At 61.9% G+C, this 18,505-nt stretch carries 17 protein-coding genes and 1 pseudogene; 11 read left to right on the forward strand and 7 right to left on the reverse strand.

Annotation, left to right across the window (positions count from 1 at the left end):
* Position 1 precedes the first annotated feature (1 nt).
* On the forward strand, positions 2 to 3,142 hold the full coding sequence (locus tag ACN0RV_RS13040; RefSeq protein WP_417348105.1) for an efflux RND transporter permease subunit: 3,141 nt from the start codon (positions 2 to 4) through the stop codon (positions 3,140 to 3,142).
* The gene (locus tag ACN0RV_RS13045; RefSeq protein ID WP_417348106.1) at positions 3,139 to 3,531 is read left to right on the forward strand and encodes a MerR family transcriptional regulator; all 393 of its coding nucleotides are present in this window, start codon (positions 3,139 to 3,141) and stop codon (positions 3,529 to 3,531) included. The genes ACN0RV_RS13040 and ACN0RV_RS13045 overlap by 4 nt, the downstream gene beginning before the upstream one ends.
* Positions 3,532 to 3,678: 147 nt before the next feature.
* On the opposite strand, the gene ACN0RV_RS13050 is transcribed toward ACN0RV_RS13045, so the two are convergent.
* Complete coding sequence (locus ACN0RV_RS13050) at positions 3,679 to 4,104, reverse strand: DUF2057 family protein (protein ID WP_417348108.1); 426 nt, start codon at positions 4,102 to 4,104, stop codon at positions 3,679 to 3,681.
* A gap of 51 nt (positions 4,105 to 4,155) precedes the next feature.
* On the reverse strand, positions 4,156 to 4,482 hold the full coding sequence (locus ACN0RV_RS13055; protein WP_417348110.1) for a hypothetical protein: 327 nt from the start codon (positions 4,480 to 4,482) through the stop codon (positions 4,156 to 4,158).
* Between the two features lie 151 nt (positions 4,483 to 4,633).
* Between ACN0RV_RS13055 and ACN0RV_RS13060 the strand changes: the two genes are divergently transcribed.
* Positions 4,634 to 5,821 carry an adenosylhomocysteinase gene (locus tag ACN0RV_RS13060; RefSeq protein ID WP_417348112.1) on the forward strand — a complete coding sequence of 396 codons (1,188 nt, stop codon included), beginning with the start codon at positions 4,634 to 4,636 and terminating at the stop codon, positions 5,819 to 5,821.
* Here ACN0RV_RS13060 and ACN0RV_RS13065 read toward each other — a convergent pair.
* Genes ACN0RV_RS13065 through plsB form a run of 4 tightly spaced genes read right to left on the reverse strand, consistent with a single transcriptional unit; the run spans position 5,780 to position 11,088 of the window.
* Positions 5,780 to 6,682, reverse strand: coding sequence for a LysR family transcriptional regulator (locus tag ACN0RV_RS13065; protein ID WP_417348114.1), 903 nt, complete (start codon positions 6,680 to 6,682; stop codon positions 5,780 to 5,782). The two genes, ACN0RV_RS13060 and ACN0RV_RS13065, sit on opposite strands and share 42 nt — an antisense overlap.
* Positions 6,666 to 7,409 carry a tRNA-uridine aminocarboxypropyltransferase gene (locus ACN0RV_RS13070; RefSeq protein ID WP_417348115.1) on the reverse strand — a complete coding sequence of 248 codons (744 nt, stop codon included), beginning with the start codon at positions 7,407 to 7,409 and terminating at the stop codon, positions 6,666 to 6,668. Before ACN0RV_RS13070 ends, ACN0RV_RS13065 begins: the two co-directional genes overlap by 17 nt.
* 2 nt (positions 7,410 to 7,411) lie before the next feature.
* Positions 7,412 to 8,647 carry an aromatic amino acid transporter gene (locus tag ACN0RV_RS13075; RefSeq protein ID WP_417348117.1) on the reverse strand — a complete coding sequence of 412 codons (1,236 nt, stop codon included), beginning with the start codon at positions 8,645 to 8,647 and terminating at the stop codon, positions 7,412 to 7,414.
* Positions 8,648 to 8,703: 56 nt separating this feature from the next.
* The gene (gene plsB / locus ACN0RV_RS13080; RefSeq protein ID WP_417348203.1) at positions 8,704 to 11,088 is read right to left on the reverse strand and encodes a glycerol-3-phosphate 1-O-acyltransferase PlsB; all 2,385 of its coding nucleotides are present in this window, start codon (positions 11,086 to 11,088) and stop codon (positions 8,704 to 8,706) included.
* Positions 11,089 to 11,299: 211 nt separating this feature from the next.
* Between plsB and lexA the strand changes: the two genes are divergently transcribed.
* The 6 genes and pseudogenes from lexA to ACN0RV_RS13110 all read left to right on the forward strand — a co-directional run bounded on the left by lexA (position 11,300) and on the right by ACN0RV_RS13110 (position 16,933).
* Positions 11,300 to 11,920: a transcriptional repressor LexA gene (lexA, locus tag ACN0RV_RS13085; protein WP_028109381.1), complete on the forward strand. Its 621-nt coding sequence runs from the start codon at positions 11,300 to 11,302 to the stop codon at positions 11,918 to 11,920.
* The gene (locus ACN0RV_RS13090; protein WP_417348119.1) at positions 11,920 to 12,369 is read left to right on the forward strand and encodes a SulA-like leucine-rich domain-containing protein; all 450 of its coding nucleotides are present in this window, start codon (positions 11,920 to 11,922) and stop codon (positions 12,367 to 12,369) included. Before lexA ends, ACN0RV_RS13090 begins: the two co-directional genes overlap by 1 nt.
* A gap of 387 nt (positions 12,370 to 12,756) precedes the next feature.
* Positions 12,757 to 13,869: pseudogene (gene coxB / locus ACN0RV_RS13095) on the forward strand (cytochrome c oxidase subunit II); the annotation flags it as partial.
* Positions 13,870 to 13,894: 25 nt separating this feature from the next.
* Positions 13,895 to 15,508, forward strand: a complete 1,614-nt coding sequence (ctaD, locus tag ACN0RV_RS13100) for a cytochrome c oxidase subunit I (protein WP_417348121.1) — start codon at positions 13,895 to 13,897, stop codon at positions 15,506 to 15,508.
* On the forward strand, positions 15,508 to 16,056 hold the full coding sequence (locus tag ACN0RV_RS13105; protein WP_417348122.1) for a cytochrome c oxidase assembly protein: 549 nt from the start codon (positions 15,508 to 15,510) through the stop codon (positions 16,054 to 16,056). The genes ctaD and ACN0RV_RS13105 overlap by 1 nt, the downstream gene beginning before the upstream one ends.
* A 4-nt stretch (positions 16,057 to 16,060) precedes the next feature.
* Entirely contained in the window at positions 16,061 to 16,933 is an 873-nt protein-coding gene (locus ACN0RV_RS13110) for a cytochrome c oxidase subunit 3 (protein ID WP_035385268.1), read from the forward strand.
* Between the two features lie 13 nt (positions 16,934 to 16,946).
* Here the strand turns inward: ACN0RV_RS13110 and ACN0RV_RS13115 are convergent, their stop codons facing one another.
* Entirely contained in the window at positions 16,947 to 17,162 is a 216-nt protein-coding gene (locus ACN0RV_RS13115) for a DUF2909 domain-containing protein (protein WP_028109386.1), read from the reverse strand.
* A 40-nt stretch (positions 17,163 to 17,202) separates the two neighbouring features.
* On the opposite strand from ACN0RV_RS13115, the gene ACN0RV_RS13120 reads away from it, so the two are divergent.
* Together ACN0RV_RS13120 and ACN0RV_RS13125 are read left to right on the forward strand one after the other, a co-directional pair.
* Positions 17,203 to 17,922 (forward strand): SURF1 family protein, encoded by a 720-nt coding sequence (locus ACN0RV_RS13120; protein ID WP_417348125.1) that lies wholly within the window; start codon positions 17,203 to 17,205, stop codon positions 17,920 to 17,922.
* Positions 17,923 to 17,970: 48 nt separating this feature from the next.
* The gene (locus tag ACN0RV_RS13125; protein ID WP_417348127.1) at positions 17,971 to 18,504 is read left to right on the forward strand and encodes a hypothetical protein; all 534 of its coding nucleotides are present in this window, start codon (positions 17,971 to 17,973) and stop codon (positions 18,502 to 18,504) included.
* Position 18,505: the final 1 nt, after the last annotated feature.

An 18,505-nucleotide genomic window follows, 5' to 3' on the forward strand; every position in this document is an offset into this window, starting at 1 on the left:
CATGCTGGAAAAAATCATTGAAGCCTCCATCCGCCAGAGGGTGATGGTGTTGGTGGTGATGGCGGTGATCGCCCTGGTGGGCTGGCAGGCGCTGCGCACCACCCCCCTGGACGCCTTACCGGACTTGTCCGATGTACAGGTGATCGTCAAGACCCCCTATCCAGGACAGGCGCCTCAGCTGGTGGAGGAGCAGGTGACCTACCCGCTCTCCTCGGCGATGCTGGCGGTGCCCGGTGCCAAGACGGTGCGCGGATACTCCTTCTTCGGCGACTCCTATGTCTACGTGATCTTCGAGGATGGTACCGACATCTACTGGGCCCGCTCCCGGGTGCTGGAGTACCTCTCCCAGGTTCAGGGGCAACTGCCCGCCGCCGCCCGGCCCGAACTGGGGCCCGACGCTTCCGGGGTGGGGTGGGTGTTCGAATACGCCCTGGTCGACCGCAGTGGCAAACACGATCTGGCCCAGCTGCGCAGCCTGCAGGACTGGTACCTGAAGCTGGAGCTGCAGAGTGTGGCCGGGGTGTCCGAGGTGGCCACCATCGGCGGCATGGAGCAGAGCTACCAGGTGGTGGTGGATCCCCACAAACTGGCCCTCTACAAGCTGGACATCGGTCGGGTGAAGATGGCCATCGACCGGGCCAATGCCGAGGTGGGTGGCTCCGTGGTGGAGATGGCCGAGGCGGAATACATGATCCGTTCCAAGGGCTACCGTCAGAGCCTGGCAGACTTCGCCGAGATCCCCCTTGGGGTGGTGTCCGACGCCGGCAACCCCGTGCTGCTCAAGGATGTGGCCACCCTGCGTCTGGGGCCGGCCTCCCGCCGCGGCATGGCGGAGCTGGATGGCGAAGGCGAGGTAGTGGGTGGCATCATCGTCATGCGCTATGGTGAAAATGCCCTGGCCACCATCGACGCAGTCAAGGCCAAGCTGGCCACCCTCAAGGCGGGCCTGCCTCAAGGGGTGGAGGTGGTGACCACCTACGATCGTTCCCAGCTTATCCTCAATTCGGTGGATAACCTCAAAGGCAAGGTGATCGAGGAGATGGCGGTGGTGGGCCTGGTGTGCCTGCTGTTCCTGCTGCATGCCCGCTCCACCCTGGTGGCGGTGATCACCCTGCCACTCTCCATCCTGGTGAGCTTTATCGTCATGGGCTGGATGGGGGTCAACGCCAACATCATGAGCCTGGGGGGAATCGCCATCGCCATCGGGGCGGTGGTGGACGCCGCCATCGTGATGGTGGAGAACGCCCACAAACACCTGGAGCATTTCCGGGCCGACAACGGCCGCGAGCCTCTGGAGCAGGAGCGTTGGCAGCTGATGAAGGAGGCCTCGGTGGAGGTGGGGCCGGCGCTGTTCTTCAGTCTGCTGATCATCACCCTGAGCTTCATGCCGGTGTTCGTGCTGGAGGCCCAGGAGGGGCGACTGTTCCACCCCCTGGCCTACACCAAGACCTTTGCCATGGCCGCGTCGGCCCTGCTGGCGATCACCCTGATCCCGGTGCTGATGGGTTACTTCATTCGGGGTCGCATCCCCGATGAGCGCAAGAACCCCATCAGTCGGTTGCTGATTGCCCTGTATCGCCCGTCTCTGGGAGTGGTGTTGCGTTTCCCCAGGATCACCCTGGTGTTGGCCATTGTCGCCCTGGCGAGCGCCTGGTACCCCACCAGCCAGCTGGGATCGGAGTTTATGCCGGAGCTGGAGGAGGGGGATCTGCTTTATATGCCGACCACCCTGCCCGGAGTGAGCGCCGGCAAGGCGGCGGAGCTGCTGCAGCAGACCGACCGGCTGATCAAGACCATCCCCGAGGTCAAGCGGGTGTTCGGTAAGGTGGGGAGGGCGGAGACTGCCACGGATCCCGCGCCGCTGACCATGCTGGAGACCACCATCATGCTCAACCCCAGGGAGAGCTGGCGGGAGGGGATGACCCTGGAAGGGATCATCGACGAGCTGCAGCGCACCGTGAAGGTGCCCGGGGTGACCAACGCCTGGGTGCAGCCGATCAAGACCCGCATCGATATGCTCTCCACCGGCATCAAGACGCCCATCGGCATCAAGATCTCCGGTGCCGACGTGGACGAACTGCAGCGCATCGGCGGCGAAATTGAAGCGATCCTGACGCCTCTGGACGGTACCGTCTCCGCCTTTGCCGAACGGGTGGGGGGTGGTCGCTACATCGATATCGAACCTAAGCTGTCGGCGGCAGCCCGCTATGGCCTCAGCCTGGATGATGTACAGAACGTGGTGCGCCTGGCCATAGGTGGCATGCAGATTGGTGAGTCGGTGCAGGGAGCAGAGCGCTATCCCATCAACCTGCGTTACCCCAGGGAGCTTCGGGACGACATCGACAAGCTCAGGGCCCTGCCGGTGGTGACCGCCAAAGGTCACTATATTCCCTTGTCCAACATCGCCGACATCAGCATCAGCGATGGCGCTCCCATGCTCAAGAGCGAGAACGGCCGGTTGATCTCCTGGGTGTTTGTGGACATCAAGGGGCTGTCCATCGGTGAGTACATCGACCAGGCCCGTCAGGCCCTGGACAGTGAGCTGACGCTGCCGGCCCGCTACAGCGTCAGCTTCGCCGGCCAGTATGAGTACATGCAGCGGGTGGAGGCCAAGATGGTCCAGGTGATTCCCATGACCCTGGCGGTGATCTTCCTGCTGCTGATGCTCACCTTCGGCTCCACCCTGCAGGCGGGGATCATCATGCTCAGCCTGCCCTTTGCCCTGGTGGGTTCCGCCTGGCTGCTCTATCTGCTGGAGTACAACCTGTCGGTGGCGGTGGCCGTGGGGATGATCGCCCTGGCCGGGGTAGCGGCGGAGTTCGGGGTGGTGATGCAGGTCTACCTGAACAACGCCATCAAGGCCAGGCGCAAATCCGGTGCCTATTCATCGGTGGCGGATCTGCGTGAGGCGCTGATGGAGGGGGCGGTGATGCGCATCCGTCCCAAGGCGATGACCGTGGCCACCATCTTCTTCGGCCTGTTGCCCATCATGTGGGGAGCCGGATCCGGCAACGACGTGATGCAGAAGATCGCCGCCCCCATGGTGGGCGGTATGGTGACTGCACCCCTGCTGTCGCTGTTCGTGATTCCTGCCCTCTACCTGCTGATCTATCGCAGGGAGCTGAAAGAGGAGGTGTCATGAAGATAGGGGAGGTGGCCCGGGAGACCGGGCTCAGCGTCAAGACCATCCGCTACTACCATGACATCGGTTTGGTGGCCGCACCCCGGGGAGACAACGGCTACCGCAGCTATGGTCAGGTACAGCTGGCTCAGCTGCAGTTTGTGGCCAGGTGCAAGGACCTGGGGTTCTCCCTGGAGCAGTGCGCCACCCTGCTGGCCCTCAATGGCAATGAGCGTCGCACAGCCGCAGAGGTGAAAGCGATGGCGTGGAAACAGTTGGATCAGGTGCGCGACAAGCTGGATCGGCTTCGGTCTTTGGAAAAACGCTTGTCGGGGTTGGTTGGAGGCTGCTCTGGAGGCAATGGGAGCCAGTGCAGCATCCTGGACAGCCTGAATGGTGGCGCGTGCTAGCGCCGCACCGACTAAACGAAAAGAGGCGCCTCGGCGCCTCTTTTTTTGTGGTTGTCTGGCCTGGTTGCCGTGAACCTGGACGGGCTGAGTCGCCGTCAAGGCGCGGGGAGCAGGCCAAAAAAAGGCGGCCGAAGCCGCCAAGGTTGGTCAGAAATTGACGCTGGCTTTGACCACCAGGGCCAGCAGTTGGCTCTGGGTCAGCAGCCTACTCTCCACCGGCCCGGCGTCACTGCGCAGGCTGACTTCGGGTCGACGGGCGAATTCGCGTACCTCCGTATCGCTGCGCAGCTCCGGCAGTTGGAGTCGGTAGCTTTGCTCGCCCTGGGCCTCGAAGCTGAGGTAGAGGGGCTCGGAGCTCACGTACTCATGGTCTTCCGCATTGAGTTGCAGCAGCTCGGCGTAGCGCAGCTCGAGGATCTGCAGCCCAGAGCTCAGGGGCAAGGAGCTGCGGTAGTTAGGGACCGCTTCGCCATTCACTTTATTGGCCCAGATGGAGGAGGGCAGCTCCAGGGTAGCGGCGTTGGTCAGGCCGGGCAGCAGGCATATCAATGCGGCGGAAATCAGGGTTTTCATAAGGTTTTCTCCAGAAAATTCGTTAATTGAGTGGGGTAGGGTCACGAATCATCAAGAGATGGGAGGGCGCAGGGGCTCCGGATAAGGGGTCGGGTAGGTTGCCGGCATCTTGAAAGGGAGTGGAACACTTCCCGGCACCGGAGGCTGAGGTATGCCCACAGGCAGCAGAGTTGCCACAGCCACCCACACACATCCCGTTTGACACTGCTGGCACAGTGTCGTCCCTGCATGATGCATCGCCTGCTCGCAGGTGACCGCCATATCGGCAGGCATCCTGTGAGTGGGTTGGCCCAGGGTGGGTTGCGCCAGGCTGATGGTCAGGAGTGTCAACAGCAGGGCGAGCCACAACCCCGGTTTTCGGGAAGTGTTCCTAATCATGTGGCCAGGGTAAAGCCTCCCGCAGCAGGAGGGTCAAGACCTTGAGTGTTCTGCTGCCAATTTGGCTGAACACTCCATTCACTCCCCTTGGTTTTTCCTCCGGCTGCTGCCGCCCACAATGGCGGCGACCTAATCGCTAAGGAGACACACCATGACCGAGTTACTGGAATCCGGCCGCAACCGCATCAAGTGGGCCCGGGCCCATATGCCCATCGTTCGTGCCCTGGGGGAGGAGTTTGCCCGCACCCGGCCCTTCGAGGGTCTGACCCTGGGGATCTGTTTGCATGTGGAGGCCAAAACCGGGGTCTGGCTGGAAACCCTCACCAAGGGGGGCGCCAGGGTGGTGATCACCGGCAGTCCCGGTACCACTCAGGATGACACCGCCGAGGCGATCCGCCATGACTATGGCGTGCAGGTGCTGGGGCACAGGAACGAGAGTTTCGAGGACCACATCGAGCAGTGCCGCCAGGTGCTCAGGGCCGAGCCACAGATCCTGTCGGACAATGGTGCCGACCTGCACAGCCTGCTGTTCACCGAAGCGGAGTTTGCGCCTCTACGCGGCAGCATTGTGGGGGCCACCGAGGAGACCACCACAGGGGCGACCCGGCTGCGTCAGCTGGCGCCGGAGCAGGGGTTTCCCACCCTGGTGATCAACGACACCCAGGCCAAGCGCATCGTCGAGAATCGCTACGGCGTTGGCAGTTCGGTGGTGGATGGCATCATGCGCGCCACCAATGTGATGCTGCATGGCAAACGGGCGCTGGTGATCGGCTATGGCTACTGTGGCAGCGGTGTGGCGATGCGTCTGCGGGGCATGGGCGCCCACGTCACCGTGGTGGAGCAGGATCCTCTCATCCGTCTCGAGGCTCACATGGAGGGGTTCCCCACACAAGATCTGGAGCCGGCCCTGGCCCAGGCCGAGTTGGTGGTGACGGTGACCGGCTGTGACGGGGTGCTGACCCGGGAGCATTTTGCCCTGCTTAAGCATGGGGCGATCCTGGCCAATGCGGGCCACTTTGCCCGGGAGATGGAGCTGGATTATCTGCGGGACGCGTCGGACAGCGTTAGTCGCATCCGGGAACAGGTGGAGGCGTTTCGCTACAAGGGCAAGACCCTCTATCTGCTCAGTGGCGGCAACCTGGTGAACCTGGCAGCCGGGGATGGCAACCCGGTGGAGATCATGGACCTGGGGCTGGCGATGCAGGCCCTGAGCCTGGCGGCGGTGGCCCGTCGCGGCCAAGAGTATCCCAAAGAGCCTCAGCCGGTGCCAAGGCCCATCGAGATGCAGGTAGCCAGGCTAGCGGTGGATCACTGGATCCGCAAAGGTGCGCCCCAGTAACTCAAGCAGTCGCTCCAGCCTGGGGGGCTTGTTCTCCCGGGCGGGGTAGACCACAGACAGGGGAACCGGGTGCAGCCACTGATCCATCTGCGCCTGCAAGGTGCCCTGTTTCAGTTCACTGCGGCAGAGAAACTCCAGGGCGGTGGTGATGCCGACGCCGCTGCGGGCCAGGCGCAGAGCCATGGCTTCGCTGTCGGTCTCCACCACGAACTGGGGCTTGACCAACACCGGCTGGCCGGATTCATCGATAAAGTCCCAGTTGCGGCCGGTGAGGCAGTGGCGATAGTGGATGCAGCGGTGTCCGGCCAACTGCTCTATGGTGGTGGGTACCCCGGCCTGGCGCCAGTAGTCCGGGCTGGCCACCAGCTTGGTGTCCAGCTGGCACAGGGGGCGGCACACCATGGAGCTGTCTTCCAGGCGCCCGATCTGCAGCGCCAGGTCGATGCCGCGGCCCACCAGATCCTCCACCGACTCCCCGATCAGCACCTCCAGTTTGACGCCGGGGTGTTGCAGCAGCATCTGTGCCAGGCAATGGTGCAGGGGTTCGGCGTCCAGCACCGCCGGCACCTGAATCCTCAAAGAACCCCGCACCTCCGACGCCTGGTCGGCCATCTGCTGATCGGTTCGCTCCGCCTCATCCAGCAGCGGGGCGATCTGTTTCAGCAGCCGCTGTCCCTCATCGGTGAGGGAGAGGCATCGGGTGGTGCGGTGGAGCAGGCGGACACCATAGTGTTCCTCCAGTTGGCGCACATGACCTGAGATCAGGGCGCGGGAGAGATCCAGAGCCTCGGCGGCCGCGGTGAAGCTGCCCCGTTCTGCCACGGTACGGAAGGTAAGCCATTGATCAAAGCGATGTCGCATCCTGTTGTTCCCTCTGTTGGCAGGCGGCCAGACGGTCAAACGCTTTCCCTTCACAGGGGGCCGGCAGCTGGTGCTTGCCGGCGTAGTAGCGGCTGGAGAACACCTGGAAGAAGGCGTCCATCACCTCGGCGGCATGGGCCTCCCCCGCCAGCTCCAGCACCATGGCGGCCACTTCGGCGGTGGCCAGCTGGTGATCGTGCACCGCTTCCCTGAGTTTGTAGTTGCTCAGTCGCTCTGGATTGATGCTGAGCACCGGCATCTGCCTCAGGTAGGGACTCTTGAAGTAGATCTTACGCGCCTGGGCCCAGGTGGCGTCCAGCAGGACAAACAGTGGCCGCTTGCCTGGTGGGCAGGGCCGCGGGGCCTCCACCACAGGTTGATCCTCCACATAGGCATCGGGAAACACCAGGTAGGGCTGCCAGCTGGGGTCGGCCAGGTAGTCCAGCAGCCGGGGATCCGGTTCGGTGCGGTCCCAGACGAAGGCGGCGGTGTCCGGCAGGATCTCGGCGATGAGGCGGCCGGTGTTGGTGGGCTTCATCGGTTCCTTGCGGTGCATGATCAGACAGAACGCCGGATTCACCTGCTGAGGCTGACGGTAGTCGCAGACACAGTGGGTCTGGGCGATCTGGCAGCGGGGGCAGCGCACTATGGTGGCGCCCCTGGACTGATAGGGCCTACTGGACTCGGCCACCAGCCTGGTCCGCAAGGTGAGTACCGCGTTCTCCATCGTCACTGTCCGAATACCGGCAATAGTTTCAGTTTACCGGCAATCTCGCACAGGGCCACCGTCAGGCCGAAAGCCACCACCAGCCAGATGGCACCCTGACCGCCCGGGGCGCGGTAGCCGCCTTCCGGTCGGCTGCGGCGCACGGCCCGGGCCATCAGCGCCGGCACTATGGCGGCCCACAAAGTGGCGGCCAGGCCGGCAAAGCCGATGGCGTAGATAAAGCCGTGGGGCCAGGCCAGGGCCAGCAACAGTGGCGGCAGGAAGGTGATGGCGGCGGTCTTGCTGCGTCCCGAGACCGAGTTGTCGAAGCCAAACAGGTCGGCGATAAAGTCAAACAGGCCCAGGGTCACGCCCAGGAAGGAGCTGGCCACCGCCAGGTTGGCGAACAGGGAGAGCATGGTGCCCAGGTTGCCGCCGTCGTTGTGCTCCAGGGCGGCCACCAGATCTCCCATGTTGCCCCCGGCCTGGATCACCGGCAGCATCTGCTGTTGGCTGAGGTTGCCAAAGGTCAGGGTCAGCCACAGCAGGTAGATGGTGAAAGCCAGACCGGTGCCCAGCAGCAGTGCCAGGGCGATGCGCTTGGGCTGCTTGCCGTAGTACTTCACCAGGCTGGGCACATTTCCATGGTAGCCAAAGGAGGCCAGCATGAAGGGCAGGGCCGCCAGGCCGAAGATGGCGTAGCTTTTGCCCTCCTCCGGGGCGGGGAACAACTTGGCGGCTTCGATGCCAGGGCCCAGATCCAGGGTGGAGGCGGCGAAGGTGAGCAGCATGGCGCCGATCATGATGGTGCTGAGGCGATCCACCGCCGCAGCTCCCAGCCAGACGATGACTGCCAGTACCCCGGCGAAGCACAGGGCTGCCGGTTTGGCGCCCAACTCCAGCCCCAGGGTGGCGGACAGGCCGTGGCTGACGATGGAGCTGCCACCGCTGATGTAGGCGTAGGTCAGGATGTAGAGCACGAAGGCGATGGAGATGCCGTTGGCGACCCGCCAGGGGCGTCCCAGGGTCTCGCCCACCATGGAGTCAAAACTGGCGCCAACGGGGAAGTGCAGGTTGGTTTCCAGCACGAACAGGCCGGAGAGCAGCATGCACAGCCAGGCAAAAGCCAGCATCAGCAGGCTGTAGCCATACCACATGCCGGCACCGGTGACCGGAAGGGAAAACATGCCGGCCCCGACTGTGGTGGCGGCGATGATCATGGCCCCGCCGAGGAGGCCGGGGGAGGAGCGGTGTGTCATTGGGTATTCCAAACTCAAAAAGGGCCCCGAAGGGCCCTTGAACAGTGAAGCCGTGGTTAGCCCGCCTGGCTGATGGAGGCGCGCATGCTGACCGGCAGCTGGGTCAGCACCAACTGGGCCAGCTCCTTGATCAGGTCGGTGTCCGGCGTGTCGCCGATGCAACCCATCTCCTTCAGTCTCAGGGTCAGGGTGTTGAACACCTTCTTGTCGAAGAACTCAGGCGCGCTGGTGCCGTGGAGCTTGCACAGACGCTCAGCCAGCTTGGTGGCTTCCTTCTCCAGGGAGCCCCGTTCGATCTGGGGCTCGGCCTGCAGCCGGGCCAGCAGAATGGCGTAGCGCTGCAGGGTCTCCTGGCTGATGGCCGCCAGTTGCATCAGGCTGTTGCGCTGGCTCTCGACTATGGTCAGTTGGCCATCGTCGTCCTCAAGCAGGTGACCATGGTTGATCAGTTCATTGATCAGGGCGTGCAGATACTCGTCCAGTTCGCCGTCCAGGCCCATAAACAGCTCAGCCTGCAGCAGGGGATAGAGCTTGTGGGCGTCTTCGATCAACTGCTTGCGGCTGGGCTTGGCACTCTTCACCACCAGCGAGGCCAGCAGGCTCGGCAGGATCATCAGGTGCAGGATGTTGTTGCGGTAGTAGGTCATGGTGACCGCCTGATGGTCGGCGATGCTGACGATTTCACCCAGGTCATCCTGACTCAGCTGGAACTTCTCCAGATCCAGCACGGTTTGCAGCACCTGCTTGCCATCACCCTCGGTCAGAGTGGTGTAGGGGGTATAGGGCACCGCCTGCAGCAGTTTCAGGTAGAAATCCAGCTGCTGCTCCAGGGTGGCCCTGGGCATGGCGTGCTGCGGGGTGGCCAGCAGGGTAGTGGCCGTCAGGGTCACTGAGCTGACGGCGGCGGCATCGTTGATGTTGCACATCAGTTGATTGGCCAGCTCGTTTACCGCCGGGGTCAGCCAGGGCTGACGCTGCTCCGGATCGTCCTGGGTGTCCTCACGCCAGTTGGGCACCTTGTCGTTGAGGAACTGGTGCACGGTAATGGGCTGGCCAAAGTTGACGTAGCCTTCACCATAGTTGCGCAGCTTCTTGATGGCGGACAGCACCTGACCCATCCCTTCTTTCTCTTTTTTCTTACCTTTCAGCTCCTTGTGATAGGTAGATACCTCCATTACATGGTCATAGCCAAGATAGATGGGCACCAGGGTCACCGGACGCTCGATGCCGCGCAGCACCGTCTGGATGGTCATGGCGATCATCCCGGTCTTGGGTGGCAGCAGGCGACCGGTACGGGAGCGGCCCCCTTCGCAGAAGTACTCGATGGAGTAGCCCCGGGCAAACAGCTGGTGCAGGTACTCACGGAAGACGTCGGCGTACAGCTTGTTGCCACGGAAGGAGCGGCGGATAAAGAAGGCGCCGCCCTGGCGGAAGATGGGGCCGGCAGGCCAGAAGTTCAGGTTCACCCCGGCGGCGATGTGCGGCGGCACCATCCCCTGCTGGTAGATGATGTAGGAGAGCAGCAGGTAATCCATGTGGCTTCGGTGGCAGGGCACAAAGACGATCTCGTGGCCATCCTGGGACAACTGACGCACCTGCTCGGCACCGCGGACGTTGATGCCGTTGTAGATCTTGTTCCACAGCCAGGAGAGGATGCGCTCACCGATGCGAATCAGGTTGCTGGAGTAATCGGCGGCGATCTCCTCCAGGTACTCTGTGGCCTTTTCACGGGCCTTTTCTTCGCTGATCCCCTTGCTCTTTGCCTCGTCGGCGACCGCTTGCTGCAGCCCCTTGGAGGCCAGCAGGCTGGCAAACAGGGCCTGGCGGTCGGGCAGGCGCGGGCCGGTGGCCACGGTGCGCTGACGACCGAAATGCACCCGGGCAACCCGGGCCAGCTTCTGGGCAATCCCCTCATCGGTGCCGTGGTTGTCGGCCATGTAGCGCAGGGAGACAGGGCGGGAGAAACGGATGAAGTTGTCCCGGCCCAGCATCATCAGGATAAAGAACTTGCGCAGCCAGGTGGGGTGATCCCGGTTCAGCAGGGTGGCGGAGACACTCTCCTCCTTGCCTGGATCCCGGCCCCAGAACAGAGACACCGGCACCACCTGGGCATCCAGTTCATCGTGAGTGCGGTGCAGGCCCAGCAGCTTTTCGAAGCGCGCCATAAAGTCCGCTTTCTTGCGTTTGCCAAACAGGGGGGTGGCGCCGTTGAGCCACACCACCCGGCTTACCTTCTCCCCTTTGACCTCCAGGGGCTCAAGGGGACTGGGTAGGCCACTGTTCAGGCAGGCTTCGTGGAGCGCCAGCAGATCAGAGTGGGATTCGTGGGCCATCACGTACACCAGGGGCCGCGAGGGATCGATATCCAGCTCTGAGATAGGGTCCTCGGGCACCAGGCGGGTGGTCACTACCGGCTTCTGGAGCCAGCGTGCACCCTGCATCCAGGGTGAAAGGTAGTCTTGAGTCACCGTTGAGTTCGCTTCTTGTTCTTCAATTGACGTAGATTCTACACCGAAAGAGCTCGGTACGGCAGTGGCTCAGATATTCAGTTGTCTCAAACTGTTCCAAGACCCCTGTCTGCAAATAACTGTTGAATTAATCGCCTACCTGTATATACTCACAGTGGTACTGTATAGATAAACAGGTAGAACTATGAAGCCGTTAACCCCAAGACAGAGCCAGGTGCTGGAGCTTATCCGCAGTCACATGCAGGAGACCGGCATGCCCCCCACCCGGGCCGAGATCGCCAAGAGCTTGGGGTTCCGCAGTGCCAATGCCGCCGAGGAGCACCTCAAGGCCCTGGCCCGCAAGCAGGTTATCGAGATTGTTCCCGGCACTTCCCGAGGCATCCGTCTGCTGGACAGCGGGCCTGAGCCGGAGCAGTTGGGTCTGCCCCTGATCGGTCAGGTGGCCGCCGGTGAACCCATCCTGGCTCAACAGCATATCGAACAGCACTGCCAGATGGATCCGGCCATGTTCCACCCCAGCGCCGATTTCCTGCTGCGGGTACGTGGGGACTCCATGGTGGACATTGGCATCATGGATGGAGACCTGCTGGCGGTACACAGTCAGAAGGACGCCCGCAATGGTCAGGTGGTGGTGGCCAGAGTTGGAGAGGATGTGACGGTAAAGCGCTTCGAACGTAAGGGTAACGTCGTCTATCTGCACGCAGAAAACCAAGAGTATCAACCCATAGTGGTCGACCTGGAGCAGGAGTACATGTGCATCGAGGGTCTGGCAGTGGGGGTGATTCGAAATGGAGGATTGCACTGATGAAAAGCCGCCAGGCAACACAATACCGTCACCCCGGCCTGTGGCAGGGAAACTGGAATCATGGTGCCAGCCTCAACAAGCTGGAAGATGGCATCGAGACCCTGACCCGTCTCGCCCCTGAACTGGCCGAACTCAGCCGCAAAGAGCGCTGGTTGGTGCTGGTTAACCCGCCCGCCTTCGGCTGGAAAGGGATCCTTCGGGAGGCCGGCGTGGCCATGGATCGCATCCTGCTGGTGCGCTGCCAGGACGAGGTGGAGGGTCAGTGGGCCGTAGAGCAGGCCCTGAGCGGCCGCACCTGTTCGGCGGTGCTGGCCTGGTTGCCTACCATCGCCGCCCGTGATTGGCGCCGCCTGGAGCTGGCCAGTCGCCGGGCCGATTGCTGTGGCTATCTGTTCCAGCCTCAGCGCCACCCCATGACTCCTGCCCTGGTCAGCAACTGGATCCACTGATTTTCGGGAAAAAGGGGGGCTTTAGGCGGTATTTAGCCCCAATCCCGATTTTTGAATCTAATTCGCTCCCTTCCTGCGATAATTCGCTCATTCTTTCATCTGCTTAGACTTATATTCCGATCAGGCCTGCATATAAGGTATTTCCTCTGTTTTGCCCTTCCATTGTTTCATTGAGTGCTATTCTTGATCTTGATCAAATGAGTTTGTCTCATTAGGTTAGGAAAAGACACGATCGCAGAATCGTGTGCGGCGGAGTGACTCCGGATTAAGCGGTTCCGCGGTATGCCCAAACCTATTGAGGGGGAGGGGAGCTTCATAGGGCTGTGAATTACTGTGCTGGCTCTCTTCTGGATATTGCAGGTTGCAATACACAGAGGAGCAGTATTTGTGAGACGTTACTTTTCGTTGGTGATCGGCCTGGTGCTGATGCCAACCCTGGCGCTGGCCACGGAATCAGACTACAACCTGACACCCGGGGTGACCGCCATCAGCGAGCAGGTCTATGGCCTGCATATGACCATCTTCTACATCTGCTGTGCCATTGCGGCAGTGGTGTTCGGCATCATGCTCTACTCGCTGATCCGTCACCGCAAGTCCAAGGGTGCAGTGCCCGCCAATTTCCATGAGAGCACCAAGGTTGAGGTGCTGTGGACGGTGATCCCTTTCATCATCCTGATCGTCATGGCGGTCCCGGCCACCAAGACCCTGGTGGCGATGGAGGATCCCAGTGCGTCGGATCTCACCATCCAGGTGACCGGTTCCCAATGGAAATGGCACTACAAATACTTCGACAAGGGCGTGGAGTTTTTCAGCCTGATGTCCACTCCTCAGGAGCAGATTAAGAACGCCGAAGCCAAGGGGGAAAACTACCTGCTCGAGGTGGACAAGCCCCTGGTGATCCCCGCCAACCGCAAGGTTCGGTTCCTGATGACCTCCGACGATGTGATCCACTCCTGGTGGGTGCCCGCCTTCGCGGTGAAGAAAGACGCCAACCCGGGCTTCATCAACGAGGCCTGGACCAAGGTGGACAAGCCCGGCACCTATCGTGGTCAGTGTGCCGAACTCTGCGGCAAGGACCATGGCTTCATGCCGGTGGTGGTGGAGGTGTTGCCTGAGGCGGAGTTCGACATCTGGCTGGCGGAGCAGCAGGACTCGGCCGCAGCGGCCGCCCAGGCGGAGACCGCGGCCCTGACCGAGACCCTGACCATGGAGGAGTCCATGGTCCTGGGGGAGCAGGTCTACCTCTCCCGCTGCGCCGCCTGCCACATGCCTAATGGCGCCGGACTTCAGGGGGTGTTCCCGGCATTGAAGGACAGCCCCATCGCCCTGGGCGATCCCAAACCCCACATCGACATCGTGGTGCACGGTAAACCGGGCACCGCCATGCAGGCGTTCGCGGCGCAGCTGACCAATAAGGAGCTGGCGGCGGTGGTGACCTATGAGAGAAACGCCTGGGGCAACAACGTAGGCGACGTGATTCAGGCGGCGGATGTGGCTGCCTCCAAGGGACAGTGAGGGCAGGCCAATGACTTTAGCAACGCGAGAGAATCAGGCCGACGTCGGCCACATCGAGACCCCTGAACAGGAGCACCATCATGCCCCCCGCCGGGGACTGAAGCGCTGGTTGCTCACCACCAATCACAAGGAGATCGGTACCCTCTATCTGTGGTTCAGCTTCACCATGTTCCTGGTGGGCGGGGCCATGGCCATGGTGATCCGGGCGGAGTTGTTTCAGCCTGGTCTGCAACTGGTGGAGCCCAATTTCTTTAACCAGATGACCACGGTACATGGCCTGGTGATGGTGTTCGGGGCGGTGATGCCCGCTTTCACCGGTCTGGCCAACTGGATGATCCCCATGATGATTGGGGCGCCGGACATGGCCCTGCCCAGGCTGAATAACTGGAGCTTCTGGATCCTGCCCTTCGCCTTCGCCATGCTGCTGGGCAGCCTGTTTATGGAGGGGGGCGGCCCCGCCTTCGGCTGGACCTTCTATGCACCGCTGTCCACCACCTTCAGCGGCGATTCCACCGCCCTGTTTGTGTTCTCGGTACACATCATGGGGATCAGCTCCATCATGGGGGCGATCAACGTCATCGTCACCATAGTCAATCTGCGGGCACCGGGGATGACCTACATGAAGATGCCCCTGTTCGTCTGGACCTGGCTGATCACCGCCTTTTTGCTGATCGCGGTGATGCCGGTGCTGGCAGGCGCGGTGACCATGGTGCTGACCGACAAGTACTTCGGTACCAGCTTCTTCGACGCGGCCGGCGGCGGGGATCCTGTGCTGTTTCAGCACATCTTCTGGTTCTTCGGTCACCCCGAGGTGTACATCATGATCCTGCCGGCCTTCGGCATCATCTCCGCCATCGTGCCTGCCTTCAGCCGTAAGCGGCTGTTTGGCTATGCCTCCATGGTGTACGCCACCGCCTCCATCGCCCTGCTCTCCTTCATCGTCTGGGCGCACCATATGTTCACCACCGGGATGCCGGTGGCGGCGGAGCTGTTCTTCATGTACTGCACCATGCTGATCTCGGTGCCCACAGGGGTGAAGGTGTTCAACTGGGTGGCCACCATGTGGCGAGGGGCCATCAGCTTTGAAGCGCCGATGATGTTTGCCCTGGCCTTCATCGTGTTGTTCACCATTGGCGGCCTGTCGGGGCTGATGCTGGCGATCACCCCGGTGGACTTCCAATACCACGACACCTACTTCGTGGTGGCCCATTTCCACTATGTACTGGTCAGTGGCGCGGTGTTCTCCATCATGGCGGCGGCCTACTACTGGCTGCCCAAGTGGACCGGCCATATGTACAGCGAAACCCTGGCCAAGTGGCACTTCTGGTGCTCCATCATCTCGGTCAACCTGCTGTTCTTCCCCATGCACTTCCTGGGGCTGGCCGGGATGCCGAGACGGATTCCCGATTACGCCCTGCAGTTTGCCGACATCAATAAGATTGTTTCCATCGGCGGCTTTGCCTTTGGCCTGTCACAGCTGATCTTCCTGGCCCTGGTGATCAAGTGCATTCGTGGCGGCGAGAAGGCCCCGGCCAAACCCTGGGACGGCGCCGAAGGACTGGAGTGGAGCGTGGCGTCGCCGGCGCCGCTGCACACCTTCGATACCCCGCCCGAGGTGAAGTGATGGCTGGCCGAGACGCGAACCGTGCCCTGGTGACCCGGTTGCTGCTGGTCACCCTGGGGATGTTCGGCTTCGGTTTTGCCCTGGTGCCCCTCTATGACGTGTTCTGCGAGGTGACCGGCATCAATGGCAAAACCGGCGGCCCGGCCACGGCCCAGGTGTCGCCGGTCAACCGTGATCGCCTGGTGACCGTGGAGTTTGTCACCTCGGTCCACAGCGCCATGCCCTGGGAGTTTGAGCCGGAGGTCAACCGCATTCAGGTGCACCCGGGGGAGACCAAGCAGGTGGCCTTCCTGGCGCGGAACCTGTCCGGCGACGAGATCATCGGTCAGGCGATCCCGTCGGTGAGCCCGGGCCAGGGAGCACTCTACTTCTCCAAGATCGAGTGCTTCTGCTTCAATCACCAACCCCTGGGCGCGGGCGAGCAGACCAAGATGCCGCTGCTGTTCTACCTGGATCCGGCCTTGCCGGAGGAGATTCAGACCCTGACCCTGTCATACACCCTCTACAACGTCACCGATAAGGTGCAAGAGCGTGGCAAAGGAGTGTAATCCGATGAAGCACGAAAAGTACTATGTACCTGAACAGAGCTACTGGCCCATTGTGGGCGCGGTGGGGCTGTTTCTCATTGCCCTGGGGGCCGGCAACTATGTCGGGGGCCTGAAATCCGGAGACACCGGCATCTTTGGTTATGTGCTGCTCTCCGGCATTGCCGTGATTGTGGTGATGGTGGTGGGCTGGTTCCGCAACGTCATCGATGAGTCCATGGCCGGCCTCTACTCCAAGCAGATGGACCGCTCATTCCGACAGGGGATGTCCTGGTTCATCTTCTCCGAGGTGATGTTCTTTGCCGCCTTCTTCGGTGCCCTGTTCTACGCCCGGATGATCGCCGTGCCCTGGCTGGGAGGCGAGGGCAACAACGCCATGACCAATGAGGTGCTCTGGCCGGGATTTGAGGCGATATGGCCCCTGGAGACCACCCCGTCCGGGCAGACCACACAAGCCATGGGCTGGCAGGGACTGCCGCTGTACAACACCCTGATCCTGCTGACCTCCTCCATCACTCTGCACTTTGCCCATCTGGGGCTGGAACAGAACCGGCGCAAGGCGCTCACCCTGTGGCTGGGGGGAACCATTTTGCTGGGGCTGGCGTTTCTGGTGTTGCAGGCGGAGGAGTATGTGCACGCCTATCAGGAGATGAACCTGACCCTGAGCTCCGGGGTGTACGGCAACACCTTCTTCCTGCTGACCGGGTTCCACGGACTGCACGTGACCCTGGGGACCATCATGTTGCTGGTGATGTTCTTCCGGGTGGTCAAAGGCCACTTTACCCCGGAAAACCACTTTGGGTTCCAGGCCACCAGCTGGTACTGGCACTTTGTGGACGTGGTGTGGCTGATGCTGTTCGTGTTTGTCTACATCCTGTAAACGCAGTCGGAGATCAGTAGGGGCGGGGGTTGGGTGCGATCCAGCCCCCCATCATCGCCAGGATCAGCAGGATGATGACAAAGGCGGAGAGAGCCACCCGCCGCCCCAGAAAGTGGCTCATGGATTTAGGGGCGTCCTTGCTCCTGAGCATCATCACCAGGGCCCGACCCAGATTGAAGATGATGAACAGCAGCAGGGCAACGATCAGCAGTTTGATGGCGAGTTCCATGGCAGTGTCCCGTGGTAACCGCCCCAGGTGATGGAAGCGGATGATAAAGAAGATCCTTGTTCCTCTGATTACTTTGCTGACATTTTGCGCACTGGTCAAGCTGGGCTGGTGGCAACTGCAGCGGGCGGAGGAGAAGCGGGATCTGCTGGCTCAGATGGTCCAGAACGGCCGGGTGGAGCTGCATTGGGCGCAGCTCAGTGACGAGCCTGCCCTGACCGGGCGACCGATGACCATCAGCGGCACCCCCCGGACCGAGCACAGTCTGCTGCTGGATAATCGCACCTTGTCAGGTCGGGTGGGCTATCAATGGCTGCTGCCCCTGGAAGTGGCCTCGGGGGAGCCCTGGTTGCTGCTGGACATGGGGTTTGTGCCATCGGGACAGGACAGAGCCATACTGCCACAGCTGCCTGCCGTGCCGCAGCAGTTGCTGCTCAAGGGGCGGCTCTATCGCCCGGGGCACAACCCCCTGGCAAACCGGCTGCTGCCGGAGGAGGGGCAGGTTACCCGAATCCAGGCGGTGAACTTTCAGGAACTGACCGCCTGGCTGGAGCGACCGCTGCACCCCTGGCTGTTGTTCGTGGATCAGCCTGCCGACCTGGGTTTTGAGCGTCACTGGCGGCCAGTGACCCTGTCACCGGAGCGGCATCACGGTTACGCCATGCAGTGGTTTGGCCTGGCGTTGGCCTGGGTGGTGGTGGTGGCCCTGGTGTGGCGGCGCCCAACAAGACGTGTTCAGGAGCCTGAATCCATTGAGTCCTGAACTTAATCTGCCCTCAACCGACGATGGGCGATCACGAGAGGAGAGCCTATGAACTCCCGAGCACCATTGATTCTATTGTTATTCGCCTTTGTGGTTCCGGTTGCGGCTGCCTATCTGGTGCTCAACCAGGGATGGTATCAGGGGGGCAGTACCAACAAGGGGACCCTGCTGACCAGTCTTGACTACCGGTCCATGGCTCAGCCAAACCCGGTGGAGCGTCATTGGCAACTGCTTACCCTGGTTCCCGCCCGATGCGATGCCCAATGTGAAGACCGACTGACGGCGCTGCAACAGATCCATGTGGCCCTGGGGCGGGAGAAGACCCGGGTGGTGCCCGTGCTCTATCTGCAGCAGGGCCAGAGTGAGGCCACCCGCCTGCTCAGCGAGCGAGGCTTTACCACGGCCAAAGCCAACGATCAGATCAGTCAGTTGCTCCAACGTTATCCCCTGGTGATTGTCGACCCTATGGGGCAGTGGGTCATGGGCTATGAGCCCGCCGAGGGCCGTGATCAGCAGATTGCCCAGGGCAAGGCGTTGCTGACGGACCTGCGCAAGATGCTCAAGCTGTCCCGCATCGGATAGG

The sequence above is a fragment of the Ferrimonas sp. genome (assembly GCF_048263965.1).
In the GTDB taxonomy this organism is placed as follows: Bacteria; Pseudomonadota; Gammaproteobacteria; order Enterobacterales; family Shewanellaceae; genus Ferrimonas.

Excerpts from the sequence above, each read along its gene's own strand:
- ACN0RV_RS13040 (WP_417348105.1), top strand. The coding sequence starts at position 2 with ATGCTGGAAAAAATCATTGAAGCCTCCATCCGCCAGAGGGTGATGGTG.
- ACN0RV_RS13045 (WP_417348106.1), top strand. The coding sequence starts at position 3,139 with ATGAAGATAGGGGAGGTGGCCCGGGAGACCGGGCTCAGCGTCAAGACC.
- ACN0RV_RS13050 (WP_417348108.1), bottom strand. The coding sequence starts at position 4,104 with ATGAAAACCCTGATTTCCGCCGCATTGATATGCCTGCTGCCCGGCCTG.
- ACN0RV_RS13055 (WP_417348110.1), bottom strand. The coding sequence starts at position 4,482 with ATGATTAGGAACACTTCCCGAAAACCGGGGTTGTGGCTCGCCCTGCTG.
- ACN0RV_RS13060 (WP_417348112.1), top strand. The coding sequence starts at position 4,634 with ATGACCGAGTTACTGGAATCCGGCCGCAACCGCATCAAGTGGGCCCGG.
- ACN0RV_RS13065 (WP_417348114.1), bottom strand. The coding sequence starts at position 6,682 with ATGCGACATCGCTTTGATCAATGGCTTACCTTCCGTACCGTGGCAGAA.
- ACN0RV_RS13070 (WP_417348115.1), bottom strand. The coding sequence starts at position 7,409 with ATGGAGAACGCGGTACTCACCTTGCGGACCAGGCTGGTGGCCGAGTCC.
- ACN0RV_RS13075 (WP_417348117.1), bottom strand. The coding sequence starts at position 8,647 with ATGACACACCGCTCCTCCCCCGGCCTCCTCGGCGGGGCCATGATCATC.
- plsB (WP_417348203.1), bottom strand. The coding sequence starts at position 11,088 with ATGCAGGGTGCACGCTGGCTCCAGAAGCCGGTAGTGACCACCCGCCTG.
- lexA (WP_028109381.1), top strand. The coding sequence starts at position 11,300 with ATGAAGCCGTTAACCCCAAGACAGAGCCAGGTGCTGGAGCTTATCCGC.
- ACN0RV_RS13090 (WP_417348119.1), top strand. The coding sequence starts at position 11,920 with ATGAAAAGCCGCCAGGCAACACAATACCGTCACCCCGGCCTGTGGCAG.
- ctaD (WP_417348121.1), top strand. The coding sequence starts at position 13,895 with ATGACTTTAGCAACGCGAGAGAATCAGGCCGACGTCGGCCACATCGAG.
- ACN0RV_RS13105 (WP_417348122.1), top strand. The coding sequence starts at position 15,508 with ATGGCTGGCCGAGACGCGAACCGTGCCCTGGTGACCCGGTTGCTGCTG.
- ACN0RV_RS13110 (WP_035385268.1), top strand. The coding sequence starts at position 16,061 with ATGAAGCACGAAAAGTACTATGTACCTGAACAGAGCTACTGGCCCATT.
- ACN0RV_RS13115 (WP_028109386.1), bottom strand. The coding sequence starts at position 17,162 with ATGGAACTCGCCATCAAACTGCTGATCGTTGCCCTGCTGCTGTTCATC.
- ACN0RV_RS13120 (WP_417348125.1), top strand. The coding sequence starts at position 17,203 with ATGATAAAGAAGATCCTTGTTCCTCTGATTACTTTGCTGACATTTTGC.
- ACN0RV_RS13125 (WP_417348127.1), top strand. The coding sequence starts at position 17,971 with ATGAACTCCCGAGCACCATTGATTCTATTGTTATTCGCCTTTGTGGTT.